16 protein-coding genes are annotated in these 14,642 nt (G+C 74.3%); 9 read left to right on the top strand and 7 right to left on the bottom strand.

Annotated features, from left to right (window positions below; all coding sequences use genetic code 11):
* The first annotated feature begins 98 nt into the window (after positions 1–98).
* From prcB to ABD160_RS00490, 3 genes are read left to right on the top strand one after another with little or no spacing between them, the layout of a single operon-like run.
* Positions 99–989, top strand: a complete 891-nt coding sequence (prcB, locus tag ABD160_RS00480) for a proteasome subunit beta (protein ID WP_344017486.1) — start codon at positions 99–101, stop codon at positions 987–989.
* A 58-nt stretch (positions 990–1,047) separates the two neighbouring features.
* The gene (gene prcA / locus ABD160_RS00485; protein ID WP_344017487.1) at positions 1,048–1,863 is read left to right on the top strand and encodes a proteasome subunit alpha; all 816 of its coding nucleotides are present in this window, start codon (positions 1,048–1,050) and stop codon (positions 1,861–1,863) included.
* 50 nt (positions 1,864–1,913) lie between these two features.
* Positions 1,914–2,363: an SRPBCC family protein gene (locus ABD160_RS00490; RefSeq protein WP_425563559.1), complete on the top strand. Its 450-nt coding sequence runs from the start codon at positions 1,914–1,916 to the stop codon at positions 2,361–2,363.
* A 10-nt stretch (positions 2,364–2,373) separates the two neighbouring features.
* Here ABD160_RS00490 and ABD160_RS00495 read toward each other — a convergent pair whose 3' ends face one another.
* Positions 2,374–3,045 carry an SgcJ/EcaC family oxidoreductase gene (locus ABD160_RS00495; protein ID WP_344017488.1) on the bottom strand — a complete coding sequence of 224 codons (672 nt, stop codon included), beginning with the start codon at positions 3,043–3,045 and terminating at the stop codon, positions 2,374–2,376.
* Positions 3,046–3,128: 83 nt separating this feature from the next.
* Here ABD160_RS00495 and ABD160_RS00500 point away from each other — a divergent pair, with 83 nt between their 5' ends.
* Together ABD160_RS00500 and ABD160_RS00505 are read left to right on the top strand one after the other, a co-directional pair.
* Positions 3,129–3,578 (top strand): MarR family winged helix-turn-helix transcriptional regulator, encoded by a 450-nt coding sequence (locus tag ABD160_RS00500; protein WP_344017489.1) that lies wholly within the window; start codon positions 3,129–3,131, stop codon positions 3,576–3,578.
* A gap of 29 nt (positions 3,579–3,607) precedes the next feature.
* Entirely contained in the window at positions 3,608–4,633 is a 1,026-nt protein-coding gene (locus ABD160_RS00505; RefSeq protein WP_344017490.1) for an LLM class flavin-dependent oxidoreductase, read from the top strand.
* Here the strand turns inward: ABD160_RS00505 and ABD160_RS00510 are convergent.
* On the bottom strand, positions 4,602–5,588 hold the full coding sequence (locus ABD160_RS00510; RefSeq protein ID WP_344017491.1) for a LysR family transcriptional regulator: 987 nt from the start codon (positions 5,586–5,588) through the stop codon (positions 4,602–4,604). The genes ABD160_RS00505 and ABD160_RS00510 overlap by 32 nt on opposite strands.
* A gap of 73 nt (positions 5,589–5,661) precedes the next feature.
* On the opposite strand from ABD160_RS00510, the gene ABD160_RS00515 reads away from it, so the two are divergent.
* A complete protein-coding gene (locus ABD160_RS00515) occupies positions 5,662–6,684 on the top strand; it encodes a DMT family transporter (RefSeq protein ID WP_344017492.1) in 1,023 nt (340 codons plus the stop codon).
* Between the two features lie 9 nt (positions 6,685–6,693).
* Here ABD160_RS00515 and fdhD read toward each other — a convergent pair whose 3' ends face one another.
* A complete protein-coding gene (fdhD, locus tag ABD160_RS00520; protein WP_344017493.1) occupies positions 6,694–7,521 on the bottom strand; it encodes a formate dehydrogenase accessory sulfurtransferase FdhD in 828 nt (275 codons plus the stop codon).
* 89 nt (positions 7,522–7,610) lie between these two features.
* On the opposite strand from fdhD, the gene mobA reads away from it, so the two are divergent.
* Complete coding sequence (gene mobA, locus ABD160_RS00525) at positions 7,611–8,411, top strand: molybdenum cofactor guanylyltransferase (protein WP_344017494.1); 801 nt, start codon at positions 7,611–7,613, stop codon at positions 8,409–8,411.
* Positions 8,412–8,457: 46 nt separating this feature from the next.
* On the opposite strand, the gene ABD160_RS00530 is transcribed toward mobA, so the two are convergent.
* The gene (locus ABD160_RS00530) at positions 8,458–9,045 is read right to left on the bottom strand and encodes a TetR family transcriptional regulator (RefSeq protein ID WP_344017495.1); all 588 of its coding nucleotides are present in this window, start codon (positions 9,043–9,045) and stop codon (positions 8,458–8,460) included.
* 47 nt (positions 9,046–9,092) lie between these two features.
* On the opposite strand from ABD160_RS00530, the gene ABD160_RS00535 reads away from it, so the two are divergent.
* Positions 9,093–10,001: an SDR family oxidoreductase gene (locus ABD160_RS00535; RefSeq protein WP_344017496.1), complete on the top strand. Its 909-nt coding sequence runs from the start codon at positions 9,093–9,095 to the stop codon at positions 9,999–10,001.
* A 6-nt stretch (positions 10,002–10,007) separates the two neighbouring features.
* Here the strand turns inward: ABD160_RS00535 and ABD160_RS00540 are convergent, their stop codons facing one another.
* Positions 10,008–11,240 carry an MFS transporter gene (locus tag ABD160_RS00540; protein ID WP_344017497.1) on the bottom strand — a complete coding sequence of 411 codons (1,233 nt, stop codon included), beginning with the start codon at positions 11,238–11,240 and terminating at the stop codon, positions 10,008–10,010.
* A 172-nt stretch (positions 11,241–11,412) separates the two neighbouring features.
* Here ABD160_RS00540 and ABD160_RS00545 point away from each other — a divergent pair, with 172 nt between their 5' ends.
* Positions 11,413–12,045, top strand: coding sequence for a TetR/AcrR family transcriptional regulator (locus ABD160_RS00545; protein ID WP_344017499.1), 633 nt, complete (start codon positions 11,413–11,415; stop codon positions 12,043–12,045).
* Positions 12,046–12,061: 16 nt separating this feature from the next.
* On the opposite strand, the gene ABD160_RS00550 is transcribed toward ABD160_RS00545, so the two are convergent.
* Both ABD160_RS00550 and ABD160_RS00555 read right to left on the bottom strand, forming a co-directional pair.
* Entirely contained in the window at positions 12,062–12,877 is an 816-nt protein-coding gene (locus tag ABD160_RS00550; protein ID WP_344017500.1) for a mycofactocin-coupled SDR family oxidoreductase, read from the bottom strand.
* Positions 12,874–14,520 (bottom strand): AMP-binding protein, encoded by a 1,647-nt coding sequence (locus ABD160_RS00555; RefSeq protein WP_344017501.1) that lies wholly within the window; start codon positions 14,518–14,520, stop codon positions 12,874–12,876. Before ABD160_RS00555 ends, ABD160_RS00550 begins: the two co-directional genes overlap by 4 nt.
* Positions 14,521–14,642: the final 122 nt, after the last annotated feature.

Raw genomic sequence — 14,642 nt, forward strand, 5'->3', positions numbered from 1 at the left:
GGCCGGGTCCGCACCAGCGGGCCCGGCCGTGCCGGAGGCCCCGCCGCCCGGCGGCGCGTCCGGCGCACGCAGCTCGAACGAGAGGCACGTACCCGAAGATGGAGTTCCGGCCGTCGGTCACACCCGGGATCGTGCCCGGGCACCACACAGGTCAGCTCGGCACCTTCCTCACCGGATCCGAGTCGTTCACGGATTTCGTCGGGGCCACAGCACCGCACCTGCTGCCGGGCGCCGGGATCGCGGCCTCGCCGGCGCACGGCGGGAACGCCGCCGACACGCTCGGCGTGCCGCACGGCACCACGATCATCGCCCTCACCTACTCCGGCGGAGTCGTCATCGCCGGTGACCGGCGGGCCACCAGCGGCAACATGATCGCCCAGCGGGACATCGAGAAGGTCTTCGTCACCGACGAGCACTCGGCCGTCGGCATCGCCGGCTCGGCCGGGATCGCCGTGGAGATGGTCCGGCTGTTCAGCGTCGACCTGGAGAACTACGAGAAGCTCGAGGGCGTGCCGCTCTCGCTGGACGGCAAGGCGAACCGGCTCGCCGGGATGGTCCGGCAGAACCTGGGCGCGGCGATGCAGGGCTTCGTCGTGGTCCCGCTGTTCGCCGGGTACGACACCGACATCGCCGATCCGGCCCGGGCGGGCCGCATCGTGACCTTCGACCCCACCGGCGGCCGGTACGACGAGAACCTCGGCTTCCACGCGGTCGGCTCCGGCTCGGTCTTCGCGAAGTCGTCGCTGAAGAAGCTGCACGACCCGGCCGCGGACCTCGCCGGCGCGGTGCGCACGGCGATCGAGGCGCTCTACGACGCGGCCGACGACGACACCGCCACCGGCGGGCCGGACACCGTCCGCCGGATCTACCCGGTCGTCGTCGGGATCGACGCCGACGGAGCGGTTCGCCGCGGCGAGGACGAGATCGCCGCCGTCGTCGAGCAGGTGATCGCCGGGCGCCGGGAGCGTCCCGGCGGACCCTCCCGCTGACCGACGTCCGCCGCAGCCCGCCGCCGCCCGCACCGTACGAGCCACTGGAGCGCTCCCCATGACGATGCCGTTCTACTCCTCCGTCGACCAGCTGCTGCGCGACCGCTCGGAGCTCGCCCGCAAGGGCATCGCCCGCGGTCGCAGCGTGGTCGTGCTCACCTATGCCGGCGGCGTGCTGTTCGTCGCCGAGAACCGCGGCACCTCGCTGCGGAAGGTCTCCGAGATCTACGACCGGATCGGCTTCGCCGCGGTCGGCCGGTACAACGAGTTCGAGAACCTGCGCACCGGCGGCATCCGGATGGCCGACTACCGCGGCTTCACCTACGACCGGCGGGACGTGACCGGCCGGATGCTGGCGAACGCCTACGCCCAGGCCGTCGGCACCGCGTTCGTCGAGCAGCAGAAGCCGTTCGAGGTCGAGCTGTGCGTCGCCGAGGTCGGCGAGCGCCCGGAGGGCGACCAGCTGTACCGGATCACCTACGACGGCTCGATCACCGACGAGCCGCGGTTCGTGGTGATGGGCGGCCAGACCGAGCCGATCTCGACCAAGCTCAGCGAGACCTACGAGGCCGGCCTGGAGCTGGAGGCGGCGATCGCCGTCGCGCTCGGCGGTCTGCAGGTGCCGGGCGCCGATCCGGCGTCGGGCGGCAACGGCAGCAACGCCCAGCCCCGGGTGCTCGGGGCGGACGCGCTCGAGGTCGCCGTCCTCGACCGGACCCGGGCCCGCCGCACCTTCCGCCGGATCGACCGGGACGCGCTGGCCGGGCTGCTGCCCGCGGCCAACCGCGGGACCGCGGAGGCGGAGCCGGGTGTCGCCGGCGGTGACGACGCCGCGGCCGCCGAGGGCGCCCTGGACGACGGCGGCGACTCCTGACCCGGTTCTCCGCCACCACCGAGTCCGAGGCGGTCGTCACCGCGGACCGGATGGCGGTGTGGCGGGTGCTGACCGATCCGCGGCTGCTGCCGAAGCTCACCCCGCTGCTGAGCCGGATCGACGCCACCGAGGACGACGAGGGCACCTGGTGGCGCTGGCACATGGTGCAGCTCGCCGTCCTCGGCGTCGGCATCAAGCCGGTGTTCACCGAGCGGATGACCTTCACCGAGGGCAAGCGGATCGAGTTCACACACGTCCCGCCGCCGGGTGTCACCGAGTGGGCGGGCGCGGAGGGCCACTACGCGCTCACCGACGCCGAGCCGGACGCCGACGGGACGCCCGCCACGCACCTGGAGATCGCGCTCACCCTGGACGTCGACCTGCCGCTGTCCCGGCTGGCGGCTCCGGTCGTGACCCGGACGATGCGCGCGACCATGGACATGACCGGCGACCGGTTCTCGGCGAACCTGCTGCGGCACCTGCATGCGCGGGAGCGCTGACCGCGCGGGCTCAGCGCTCGGCCGCCGGCCGCGAGCCGGGATCGGCCAGGAACTGGATGCGCTCGGTCACCGGATTGTGCCGGGTGTTCTGGAACGCGGCGATCCGCCACCGCTCCCCGTCCCGCACGACGGTGTAGGTCTGCACCTTGCCGGGCACCCGCGGCGGCGTGTCCTCGTAGGTGTCGCCCCGGGAGGACACGACCGCCACGTCGGGATGGACGAACCGCACCGACAGGTAGGAGTTCGTGAGCCGGGTCCCGGCGAGCACCCCGTCGAACAACGCCCGGTGCCCCTCCACGATGTCCGCCCGGCCGGCGTAGTGCGTGCCCACCCAGCTGGTGTAGGTGGCGTCGGCGGTGAAGGCCGCGCCGTAGGCGTCGGCATCGGCGGCGTCCCATGCCTCGGTGAGCGCCCCGAGCGCCGCGCACACCAGCGCGTGGTCGGCGCTGCCGGCGACGGCGGATCCGGTCACCGGGGCGGCCGCGCAGTCCGGCGTCCCGATGACGGCGGGCGTGGACGTCGCGGAGACCCAGAGGTACCCGCCCGCGCCCAGGGCGGCGACGGCCGCGACGGCGATCGCGGCGCGGCGCAGCCGTCGCCGTCCGGCCCCCGGGGGCCTGCCCCCGGACGGCGACCCGGCACCGGGGTGGCCGGTCCTGCGGTCCGCGTCTGTGTCGGTCATGATGCCTCCCAGGCGTGTGCGAGTATGCAATCATTGTGTACACGCAGAGATTGCGTAGACACAAGTAATTTTCGGGAGGCTCGATGAGCGAGGGGGACGACCAGGCGGCCTATCGTCGCTATCTCGCCGCCGTCGTCCGGTTCCACCTGCAGGCGGCCGAGCGGTCCGGCCTCGGGCCGACCGACTACCAGGCGGCGAGCCTGCTGGAGCTGGACGGCCCGACCACCACCGGCGCCCTCGGCGGGCGCCTCGGCCTGACCGCGGGCTCCGCGACCCGGGTGGTGGACCGCCTGGTGGCGGCGGGACTGGCCCGGCGGATCGCCGACCCGGGCGACCGACGGCGGGTGCTGGTCGAGCACACCGGGGTGCTGCCGGACGGGCTGGCCGGGCTGCTGGACCGGGTCCGGGCGCCGCTCGGCGAGCTGATGGCCGGGCTCACCGGGCCGGAGCGGGCCGGCGTCGCCCGGTACCTGGCGGTGGCCGAACGCGCGTACCGCGAGGCGCTCGACGAACCCGGTCCACCCCTGGAATGATTGAACGAGCAACTACGTTGGGGCGGTACATGAGCGACTACGTGTTCGGGCTGGACACCTTCGGCGACGTCCCGACGGACGACGGGGGCGCGCTGCTCTCGCATCCCCGGGCCATCCGGCAGGTGGTCGACGAGGTGGTGCTGGCCGACGGGGCCGGCGTCGACGTCGTCGCCCTGGGGGAGCACCACCGCCCCGAGTACTCGATCTCCACCCCGGAGACGGTGCTCGCCGGGATCGCCACCCGCACCTCCCGGATCCGGCTCTCCTCCGGTGTGACGGTGCTGAGCTCCGACGACCCGGTGCGGGTCTACCAGCGGTTCGCCACCCTGGACGCGCTCTCCGACGGCCGGGCCGAGGTGATCGTCGGTCGCGGCTCGTTCACCGAGTCGTTCCCGCTGTTCGGCTACGACATGGGCGACTACGAGGTGCTGTTCGACGAGAAGCTGGACCTGTTCGTCAAGCTCCTCGACGAGAAGCCGGTCAGCTGGCAGGGCAGCACCCGGGCCGCGCTGGACGGCGTCGAGGTGTTCCCGAAGGCGGGCCGCCGGATCCCGGTCTGGGTCGGCGTCGGCGGCTCCCCGGAGTCGGTCGTCCGCACCGCCCACCACGACCTCGGTCTGATGCTCGCCATCATCGGCGGCCCGCCCCAGCGGTTCGCCGCCTACGTCGACCTCTACCACCGGGCCGTCGAGCAGTTCGGGAACCAGCCGCACCCGGTCGGGATGCACGCGCCGGGCTTCATCGCCGACACCGACGAGGAGGCCCGGGAGATCTTCTACGCGCCGTACAAGGCGCAGATGGACCTGATCGGCGCCCAGCGCGGCTGGCCGCCGATGGAACGGTCGCGGTTCGACGCCGAGATCGAGCAGGGTGCGCTGCACGTGGGCTCCCCGGAGACGGTCGCCCGCAAGATCGCCGACTCGGTGCGCGCGGTCGGCGCCCGGCGCTTCGACCTGATCTACACCGTCGGGCCGCAGCCGGTGTCGGCGCGGCTCAAGGCGGTCGAGCTCTACGGCACCCGGGTCATCCCGATGGTGCGGGAGCTGCTGGCCTGATCCCCGGTGCCGCGCGGTCCGTCCCGGGCCCGGGTCCCGGGTCCGGGGCGGCGGCGACCGCGCGCCCGGCGGCGGCCCGCAGCGCCGCGCCGAGCGCGCGCAACGGCGGCAGCGCGGCGTCCTGCTCGCGGGTCGCCAGCACCAGCGACCGCCCGATCGCCGGGGTGCAGGACAGGAACCGCACCCCGTCCGGCGGCGGGGTGACCGCCACCCCGGGCACCACGGCGACCGCCAGCCCGGCCCGCACCAGGGCGAGCTGGGTGGCGAAGTCGGCGAACAGGTAGCGGATCTCGGGCTCGACGTCGTTCGCCCGCAGCAGCTGCACCAGCGCCTCGTACGGCTCGGTGCCGGCCGGGCTGGACGCCCACACCTCGCCGGCCAGCTCACCCAGCGGGGCCGGGTCGCGCTCGGCGACCCGGTGCCCCTCCGGGACGGCGAGCAGCACCGGCTCGGTGACCAGCGTCGTCACCCGGACCCCCGGCGGCAGCCGGGCCGGCCGGTGCGTCCAGCTCTCCAGGAGTACGGCGTCGAGATCGCGGGAGCGCAGCGCGGGCAGCAGATCGACCACCTCGCCGTCGTGCACGGTGGGCACCAGCCGGGGATGCTCGGCCGCCAGCGCGCCCAGCACCTCGGGGAACAGTGCCCGCAGCGCGGAGGCGACCGAGCCGATCCGCAGCGGCCCGGCCACCTCGTCCTGCAGGGCGGCCAGGTCGCGCTCGGCGTCGGCGACGGCCCCGGCGATCGCCGCGGCGTGCCCGGCGAGGACGTGCCCGGCCGCGGTCAGCCGGATGCCGCGACCGTCCGGTTCGACCAGCCGGGTGCCCGCCTCGCGTTCCAGCCTGCGCAGCTGCTGGGTGACGGCCGGGCCGGTGATGTGCAGCGCGGCCGCCGCCCCGCCGACCGAACCGTGCTCGGCGACGGCGGCGAAGACCCGCAACCGGTCCCAGGTAATCACATAGCCAATCTAATCAGTGCACCACACAAACAGTCATTAGCGCTTCGGGGTCTGGCTGGGGACGCTGGATCACGTGACCGCTCCCGCCGCTTCCCGCACCTCCCCGCCCACCCCGACCGACCCGCGGGCCGTCGGCGCGCTGCTCGCCGGGGCCGCGGTGCTCGCGTGGACCGGGATCCTGGTCGCGCTGACCGGGGCCGACCCGGCGACCGCGTCGTTCTGGCGGTGCGTGCTCGCGCTGGTGGTGCTGGTGCCGTGGGCGCTGGCCGAGTACCGCAGGCACGGCCCGGTGACGGTCGCCGCGGCCGGCTGGGCGCTGCTGTCCGGGGTGCTGCTGGGGGCCGACTTCCTGCTGTGGACCCGGGCGGTGCTCGACGCCGGGTCCGGGATCGCCAACGTCGTGCTCAACGTGCAGGTGCTGGCCCTGCCGCTGATCGCCTTCCTGGTCGCGGGGGAGCGGATGGCGCGCACCCAGCTGCTCGCCGCGCCGGTGCTGCTCGGCGGGATCCTGCTGGCCGGCGGGGTGCTCGGCGCCGGGGCGGGCGGACCGGCCCCGGTCCGCGGTGCGGTGCTCGGCACGCTCGCCGGGATCGCCTACGCCGGGTTCCTGTACCTGAACCGGCAGGTGTCCCGCCGGAACCCGCGGCACCTGGTCACCCCGGTCGCGCTGGCGACCGTCGGTGCGGCGGTGACCTGCGGGCTCGTGGGCGTCGGGGGCGCCGGGATCGCGTTCGACCTGCCCGCCGCGAGCTGGGCCTGGCTGATCCTGCTGGCGCTGGCCGGGCAGGTGGTGGCCTGGGTGCTGATCGGGCGGGGGACCGCCGGGATGGCGCCGGGCACGGCCGGGGCGCTGCTGCTGGTGCACCCGGTGCTGTCGGTGCTGCTGGGCATGCTGGTGCTCGACGAGCGCCCGACCGCCTGGCAGCTCGCCGGCTGTGCGCTGGTGGTGGTCACGGTCGCCGCGGTGGCCCGACCGGCCCGGCCGGCGCGACCGGTCGGAACGGCCCGGCCGGCGCGACCGGTCGGAACGGCCCGATCGGTCCGATCGGCCCGGCCGCGGGCCACGCGTACCACGATCCCGGCCTCGTCGGGCTGACCGGCCGGCTCACAGCTCGATGCGCTGCTCCCCGGTGTAGACGTTGCCGGTGTCGCCGCGCAGGAACCCGACCAGGGTCACACCGGCCTCGTCGGCCAGCTCGACGGCCAGCGACGACGGCGCGGACACCGCGGCCAGCACGGGCACCCCGGCCATCACGGCCTTCTGGACCAGCTCGAACGACGCCCGCCCGGAGACCATCAGCACGGTCCCCGCGGCGGGCACCCGGCCGTCCATCAGCATCCGGCCGAGCACCTTGTCGACCGCGTTGTGCCGGCCGACGTCCTCCCGGGCCACCAGCAGCTCGCCGGTGGCGTCGAACAGCGCGGCGGCGTGCAGCCCGCCGGTGGAGCCGAACACCTTCTGCCGCTCGCGCAGCCGGTCCGGCAGCTCCAGCAGCACGGCGCGGGGGAGCCGCAGCGGATCGGCGGCGGGCGAGTAGCGGGACTTGAGCTTCACCGCGTCCAGCGAGGCCTTGCCGCACACCCCGCACGACGACGTCGTGTAGAAGTTCCGTTCGAGCGACACGTCGGGCGGTTCGACGCCGGGTGCCAGGCCGACGTCGAGCACGTTGTAGGTGTTGCGGCCCTGCTCGTCGAGCGAGTCGCAGTAGCGTGCCGTCGACAGGTCGTCGCCGGACCCGATCACGCCCTCGGTGAGCAGGAAGCCGTGCGCGAGCTCGACGTCGTGGCCGGGGGTCCGCATGGTGACCGTCAGCGGCGAGCCGTCCACCCGGATCTCCAGCGGCTCCTCGGCCACCAGCGTGTCCGGGCGCCGGCGGGTGGTCCCGTCGGCGTTGAGCCGCAGTACCGGGCGCCGGACCGTCAACCGTCCCATCTCGTCCTCTCCCTCCGGTCGCGACGGGTCGGGCGGGTCGGGTCGCGGCCGGACCCCCAGGGTAGGAGCCCGGCCGTAGGATCGCCCGCGTGCGTGGCTACGGGGGGCGCCGGACGGCTGCCGGGATCGTCCTCGCCGGTGGCCGGTCCTCGCGGATGGGTGTGCCGAAGGCCGATCTCGACTGGCACGGCGCGGCGCTGCTGACCCGGACCGTCGCCGTGCTGTCGCGGGCGGTCGACGGCCCGCTGGTGGTGGTGCGTGCGGCCGGGCAGCCACTGCCGGAGCTGCCCGGCGGCACCGAGGTGCTCGACGACCCGGTGCCGGGCCTGGGGCCGCTCCCGGCGATCGGGACCGGGCTGGCCGCCGTCGCGGACCGGGTGGACGTCGCGTTCGTCGCCTCCACCGATCTGCCGCTGCTGCATCCGGCGTTCGCCGCGCGGGTGCTGGACCGGCTGGCCGGGCACGACGTCGCGCTGCCGGTCGCACACGGCCACCACCAGCCGCTCGCGGCCGGCTACCGGGCCGCGCTGGCCCCGGTGATCGCGGAGCTGACCGACGCCGGCGAGGGGCGGCCGCCGTCACTGTTCGCCCGGGTCGGCGTGTGCCGGATCGACGAGGCGTCGCTGCGGTCCGATCCGGTGCTGGCCCGGCTCGATCCGGGGCTGGACTCGCTGGTCAACGTCAACACCCCGGAGGAGTACGCCGCCGCGCTGCGCCGGCCGGCGCCTGCGGTGAAGCTGCACGGGGCCGGCGGCACGACGACGGCGCGGGCGGCGACGGCGGGTGGTCTCGGCGGGCCGGTGGTCGCGGTGGGGGAGACGGTGGCCCCGGCCGGGCCGCTGCCGGCCTGGTTCCCGCTCGTCACCGGCGACGAGCTGCGGATCGGATGACGGTGCGCCCGGGCCGGCGGCGCCGGGTGCCCCGTGATCCGGCGGCTCAGGTCGGGTCCGCGGCGCCGCCGGGGGTCCGGAGCACGGCCCGCAGGAACCCGGCCAGCGCGTGCCCGACGTGGTCGGCGACCGGTTCCCGGGGATCGAAGCCCCACCACAGCAGCGTGCCCTGCCAGTAGGTCGCGAGCATCCCGCCGATCCCCGGCGGGGCGCCGGACGTGCCGGCCAGGCAGCCGTCGAGCACCCGGGTGAGCGTGCCGCGCCAGACCGCGCCCCGGGCCCTCACCTCGGGATCGAGCAGGTCCTCGCGCAGGACCAGCAGGGCGTCGGCGTAGCTGTCGATCCCGCCGTACTGCTCCGACAGCCCGGACAGGAAGGCGATCGCGCCGTCCGGGGTCGGCTCGGCCGCGTCGCCGAGCTCGGCGGTGCGGTGCTCCAGCCGGTCCCAGGCGTGCAGCAGCGCCCGGCGCAGCAGGCCGGCCTTGGTCCCGAACCGTTGCACCAGGGTGGCCGGCGCCAGCCCGGCCGCCCCGGCCAGCGCGGCGAAGGTGAGCGCCTGCGGGCCGCGCGCGTGCAGGAGGTCCAGCGCGTGGTCGAGGACCTCGGTATCGGACATCAGCTTGTGGCGGGGCATGGCGCCATCGTATATATAAACGAGTATTCGGTTATGAAGGAGGGCACATGACACTCGCCGGGCGGGTCGCGCTGGTCGCCGGGGCGACCCGCGGAGCGGGGCGCGGGATCGCGGTCGAGCTGGGGGCGGCGGGGGCCACGGTGTACTGCACCGGCCGGACCACCCGCGCGCAGCCGTCCGAGTACGGCAGGCCGGAGACGATCGAGGACACCGCCGACCTGGTCACCGCGGCCGGGGGCACCGGGATCGCCGTCCCCACCGACCATCTCGACCCGGCTGCGGTGGCCGCGCTGGTGGATCGCGTCGAACGCGACCACGGGCGGCTCGACGTGCTGGTCAACGACATCTGGGGCGGTGAGCTGATGGTGGAGTGGGACGTCCCGGTCTGGCGGCACGACCTCGCGAACGGCCTGCGGACGCTGCGCCTGGCGATCGAGACCCACCTGGTGACCGCGCACCACGCCCTGCGGCTGCTGTCGCGCACCCCGGGCGGGCTGGTCGTCGAGGTCACCGACGGCACGGCCGACTACAACGCGCAGAACTACCGGCTCAACGTCTACTACGACCTGGCCAAGGTCGCCCCGATCCGGCTGGCCCGCTCCTGGGCGCACGAGCTGCGCGGGTACGGCGGCACGGCCGTCGCCGTCACCCCGGGGTGGCTGCGGTCGGAGCTCATGCTGGAGCACTTCGGCGTCACCGAGGACACCTGGCGGGACGCCCTGGAGCGGGAGCCGCACTTCGCGATCTCGGAGACGCCGCGGTTCGTCGGCCGGGGGATCGCGGCCCTGGCCGCGGATCCGGACCGGCACCGGTGGAACGGGCGGTCCACGTCGTCCGGTGAGCTCGGGCGCGAGTACGGCGTGGACGACCTGGACGGGTCCCGGCCGGACGCGTGGCGGTACGTGGTCCAGGTGCAGGACGCGGGCCTGCCCGCGGACACCACCGGGTACCGGTGAGCGCGGTCAGCCCCGGTCGCGGCGCCTCAGCAGCTGCAGGGCGGCGAGCGCCGCGGCCGCGAGCACCGCCACCCCCGCGCAGAACCCGATGCCCGCGGTCCGCAGGTCCCACACCTGGCTCGCCGCGCCCAGCCCGATGATCGGCGCCGAGATCGCGACGTAGAGCACCACGAAGTAGGCCGACGTCACCCCGGCCCGCTGCCGGGGGTCCACCCGGGCGTTCACCGCGGCCAGCCCGGTGGCGAACGTCATGCCCTGCCCGGCGCCGGCGACCAGCGCCCCGGCGACCAGCTCGGCCATCGAGCCCTGCGCGACCGACAGCGCGACCAGGCCGGCGCCGAGGACGAGCAGGACGCACCCGGCGTCGAGCGTCCGCTCCGTGGCGCGGGCGCGGACGACGACCTGCGCGACGACCGACGAGCCCAGCATCAACAGCGGCATCAGGCCGGCGACCGCGTGGTCCCGGTTCCCGATGATCTCGGCGACGATCCGCGGGGAGAGCGCCGTGAACAGGCCGATCGTCGCGAACCCGGCGATCCCGGCCGTCGCCGAGATCGCGAACACCGCCCGGACCGGGGCCGGGACCGTGAGTGCCCGGGGGCGCAGCACCGGGTGCGCCGGACGGTCGCGGACCGTCTCCGGTGCGGCGAGCACCAGCAGCCCGCAGAGCGCGACGGCGACGGCGTGCACCGCGAAGGCCAGGTGCAGCGGTGCCGGGAGGTACTGGACGGCGAGCCCGGCCAGTGCCGCGCCGAGCCCGAGGCCGCCGATGTTCGCGACGGTCGCGACCGCCGGGCCGCGGTCCCGCCACCCGGGCGGGGCGGCCTCGATCACGGCCGCGGTCGCGGCACCGGCGAAGACGCCGGCCGAGAACCCGGACAGCACCCGCCCGGCGAGCAGGACCGGGACCGGTCCGGCGAGCAGGAAGACCAGGCTGCTGAGCAGCGCGAGGCCGATCCCGCCGAGCAGCACGGGCCGCCGGCCGAGCTGGTCGGACCAGCTCCCGGTGACCACCAGCGCGACCAGCACCCCGAGGGCGTACACCCCGAAGATCACCGTCTGCACGACCGGTGAGAAGCCGAGCTCGCGCTGGTAGAGCGCGTACATCGGGGTCGGCATGGTGGTCCCGATCATGACCACGGCGAAGGTGGTCGCGAGCCCCGCGAACGCGGCGGACGGTCTCGGGCGGACGATGATCGGGACCTTCCGGGGGCGTGGGTTGCAGGATGCAGCGGTCATGATCCTCGTCCGGTTCCGCCGTCGCCGCCCGGCGGCCCTGCCCGGCCGCCGGTGCGCTCCGGCCGCCGTTCGCCCGTCCGGCCGAAGGGAGTGGCCGACGTCGCCCCTGTCCGCCGAGCGACACGGTCACGGCTAGACTGCCCAGCCGACGACTGCCCGTAGCATGGAGAGAATGAACGCTGTGTCACCAGCAGGCGAGCGCGCGTCCCGTGGCTCGGACAGCAAGTCCACGCTCCGCGAGATGCAGAAGGAGCTCACCCGCAAGCTGGTGATCGACTCCGCGTTGCGGGTGTTCAGCGAGCGTGGCTACTCGGCGACCACGATGGACGACATCGCGGAGGCGGCGCAGCTCAACCGCGGCACCATCTACCTGCACTTCGGCAACAAGGCCGAGATCCTGCTGACCGCGATCAAGCAGATGACCGGCCTCCGCCCGCTGCACGAGGCGCTCGACCAGGCCGCCGACCGGGCCGAGCTGGAACGCGCGTTCGGGCGGATGTACGACTTCTGGGTCGAGCAGTCCGCGCCGTTCTGGGTGCACGTCCGCGAGGCGGCGGCGATGGACGCGAGCGTCAACGAGTGGCTGCTGCACCTCGTGCAGACCTACTCGCAGCGGACCCAGGAGTTCCTGGAGCACCGCGGGGTCGAGACCGAGCTGGCCCGGGCGCGGGCCTTCCTCCTCCAGAACATGTGGGTGGAGTTCATCTACCGGATCCGCGACGGCGGCGCATCGCTCGACCGCACCGCGACGATCGTCGCCCTGGTCGACTTCTACGAGGCCGCGCTCCGGCCGGCCGGTCACTGAACCGGCCCTGCGCGGGCTACTTCAGCAGGAAACCGGCGTCGACCGGGATCGTCGCGCCCGTCACCCACCGGGCCCGGTCCGACACCAGCCAGGACACCGCGTCGGACACGTCCTCCGGCCGGATCGCCCCGGTCGGGAGGACGTTCTCGGTCATGAACCGGGTGAGCTGTTCGCGCGGCGCCAGCCAGCTGCCGAAGAAGTCGTTGAACGCCATCGGGCTCGCGACGCCGGTCGGGTGGATCGTGTTCACCCGGATCCGGTGCGGACCCAGCTCGTGGGCCAGGTTGCGCATCAGCCCGACGACGCCGTGCTTCGAGGCGGTGTAGTCGGTCAGCGCCGGGTACGACCGGAGCCCCGCGATCGACGACGTGATCACGATGGCGCCGCCGCGACCACCGGCGATCATCGGCGGGACGGCCGCGCGGCAGGTCTTGAACACCCCGGTCAGGTTGACACCGATGGTCTCGGCCCACTGCTCGTCGCTGATGTCCCAGGTGTTGTCGCAGACCGTCATCACGCCGGCGTTGGCGAGCACGATGTCGAGCCGGCCGAACTCGTCCGTCGTCCGGTCGACGACGCGCTGCATCGCGTCCGTGTCCCGGACGTCGGCGACGAGTCCGAGGCAGCGCCGGCCGGTCTTCTCCACGAGCGCGACGGTCTCGTCCAGGTCGGCCGGGCCGGCCATCGGGTAGGGGACGGTGCCGAGCTGGGCGGCGATGTCGCAGACGACGACATCGGCCCCCTCCGACGCCAGCCGCAGCGCGTGGCTGCGACCCTGCCCGCGGGCCCCTCCGGTGACCAGCGCGACCCGGCCCGCCAGCTCGGCGGTCATCGCCGCCCGCCGAGACGGTCGCGGAGCACGAACTTCTGGATCTTCCCGCTGGCGGTCCTGGGGAGCTCGTCGACGAGCTCGAGGCGTTCGGGGAGCTTCTGCCGGGCCAGCCCGTAGCCGCTCAGGTGTGCGGTCACATCGGTCAGCGAGAGCGGCGCGCCGGGCACCGGAACCACCCAGGCGCAGATCTTCTCGCCCAGCACGGGGTCCGGCATCGGGGTCACCGCCACCTCGTGCACCGACGGGTGCTCGTAGAGCAGGTCCTCGATCTCCCGGGCGCTGATCTTCTCGCCGCCCCGGTTGATGATGTCCTTGATCCGCCCCCGGACGGTCAGGAACCCCTCCGCGTCGAGGACGCCCAGGTCGCCGGTCCGGAAGTAGCCGTCGTCGGTGAAGGCCGCCGCGTTGAGACCGGCGTCCAGGTAGCCCTGGCACATCTGCGGCGCCTGCCACTGGATCTCGCCGACGGTGCCGTTCGGCACCGGGTCGTCCGTCCCCACCGCCACCACCCGCCCGACGGTCGGATGGATCCAGGTGCCCTCGGTGCCCCGCTTCTTGTCCGCCGGGTCCCAGGGGGAGCCGCAGGTCGTCGCGTTCGCCTCGGTCGCACCGTAGATCCGGACGATCTCGCCGAGCCGGCTGCGGGCCCGCCCCGCCAGCGACTCGGGCACGTCGGCACCGCCGCAGGCGATGGCCCGGACGTGGTCGAGGGTGACGTCCCGGGCCTCGGCGATGTCGGTCAGCGCGGCGAGGAACGGCGTCGCGAAGATCATGAAGGTGGACCGGTCGCGGGTGATCGCGTCGAACGCGCCCTCCGGCTCCCACACGTCCTGCAGGACCACCGAGCAGCCGGTCAGCACCGGCAGGGTCAGCGCGACGGTCAGTCCGGTCGTGTGGGTGATCGGGGAGGGATTGAACAGCCGGTCGTTCTCGTTCAGCCCGAACAGCTCGCCGATGTGCCGGACGCCGCAGGCGAAGCCGTCGTGGGTGTGCACGGCGCCCTTGGGATCGGCCGTGGTCCCCGAGGTGTAGAGCACGATCGCGGCCTCGTCGCCGCGCCCGGCCAGCGGGAGCAGGTCCGCCGCGGGCGGTGCCGGCGCACGGAGCCAGCGGTCGAGCGAGCGCGGGTCGTCCGGGTCCGCGGTCCGGGCCAGCGCGACGTGCTCCAGTGCGGGAGCCTCGTCCGCTAGCCGCCGGTACATGTCCGAGAAGTCGAAGCGCCGGAACGACTCCGGGCCCACCAGGAACCGGGCGCCGGTCTGGCGGAGGATGAACCCGACCTCGCGCTCGCGCAGGATCGGCGGGATCGGGTTCGCGACCCCGCCGGCGAGCAGCGTCCCGAAGTGGACGGGCAGTGCCTCGATCCAGTTGGGCAGCTGGAAGCCGACCACCTCGCCACGGCGGAGCCCGAGGTCGCGCAGGGCTCCGGCGACGCTGCGGGCCTCCTCCCAGAGCTGCCCGAAGGTCCGGACGCGGTCGCCGTCGACGACCGCGCGGCGGTCCGGGAACCGCTCGGCGCAGCGCGCCAGGTATCCGGGCAGCGAGGCGTCGCGCCAGTAGCCGGCCGCCCGGTAGCGCGCGACCTGGTCGGCGGGGAGCCGGAAGGTCGGGACGATCCCTCGTACCGCCTCGGAGGTGGCCATGCCCTGTCCAGTCGTCACTCGTCGTCCTCCCGTGCCGGCACCTCGGTGCACCCTCGTCATCAGAGACTCAACGTCATCAGAGACCCAACGCCAATCAGAGACTCAACAGAGTGTCGTGATAA

This window comes from Pseudonocardia kongjuensis, from assembly GCF_039526905.1.
GTDB classification, from domain to species: Bacteria; Actinomycetota; Actinomycetes; order Mycobacteriales; family Pseudonocardiaceae; genus Pseudonocardia; species Pseudonocardia kongjuensis.

What these genes read in the sequence shown, in the direction of transcription:
- ABD160_RS00495 (WP_344017488.1), bottom strand. Translation starts at nt 3,045, where the DNA reads ATGACCGACACAGACGCGGACCGCAGGACCGGCCACCCCGGTGCCGGG.
- ABD160_RS00550 (WP_344017500.1), bottom strand. Translation starts at nt 12,877, where the DNA reads ATGACCGCCGAGCTGGCGGGCCGGGTCGCGCTGGTCACCGGAGGGGCC.
- ABD160_RS00505 (WP_344017490.1), top strand. Translation starts at nt 3,608, where the DNA reads ATGAGCGACTACGTGTTCGGGCTGGACACCTTCGGCGACGTCCCGACG.
- prcB (WP_344017486.1), top strand. Translation starts at nt 99, where the DNA reads ATGGAGTTCCGGCCGTCGGTCACACCCGGGATCGTGCCCGGGCACCAC.
- prcA (WP_344017487.1), top strand. Translation starts at nt 1,048, where the DNA reads ATGACGATGCCGTTCTACTCCTCCGTCGACCAGCTGCTGCGCGACCGC.
- ABD160_RS00540 (WP_344017497.1), bottom strand. Translation starts at nt 11,240, where the DNA reads ATGACCGCTGCATCCTGCAACCCACGCCCCCGGAAGGTCCCGATCATC.
- ABD160_RS00500 (WP_344017489.1), top strand. Translation starts at nt 3,129, where the DNA reads ATGAGCGAGGGGGACGACCAGGCGGCCTATCGTCGCTATCTCGCCGCC.
- ABD160_RS00545 (WP_344017499.1), top strand. Translation starts at nt 11,413, where the DNA reads ATGAACGCTGTGTCACCAGCAGGCGAGCGCGCGTCCCGTGGCTCGGAC.
- ABD160_RS00535 (WP_344017496.1), top strand. Translation starts at nt 9,093, where the DNA reads ATGACACTCGCCGGGCGGGTCGCGCTGGTCGCCGGGGCGACCCGCGGA.
- fdhD (WP_344017493.1), bottom strand. Translation starts at nt 7,521, where the DNA reads ATGGGACGGTTGACGGTCCGGCGCCCGGTACTGCGGCTCAACGCCGAC.
- ABD160_RS00555 (WP_344017501.1), bottom strand. Translation starts at nt 14,520, where the DNA reads ATGGCCACCTCCGAGGCGGTACGAGGGATCGTCCCGACCTTCCGGCTC.
- ABD160_RS00490 (WP_425563559.1), top strand. Translation starts at nt 1,914, where the DNA reads ATGGCGGTGTGGCGGGTGCTGACCGATCCGCGGCTGCTGCCGAAGCTC.
- ABD160_RS00530 (WP_344017495.1), bottom strand. Translation starts at nt 9,045, where the DNA reads ATGCCCCGCCACAAGCTGATGTCCGATACCGAGGTCCTCGACCACGCG.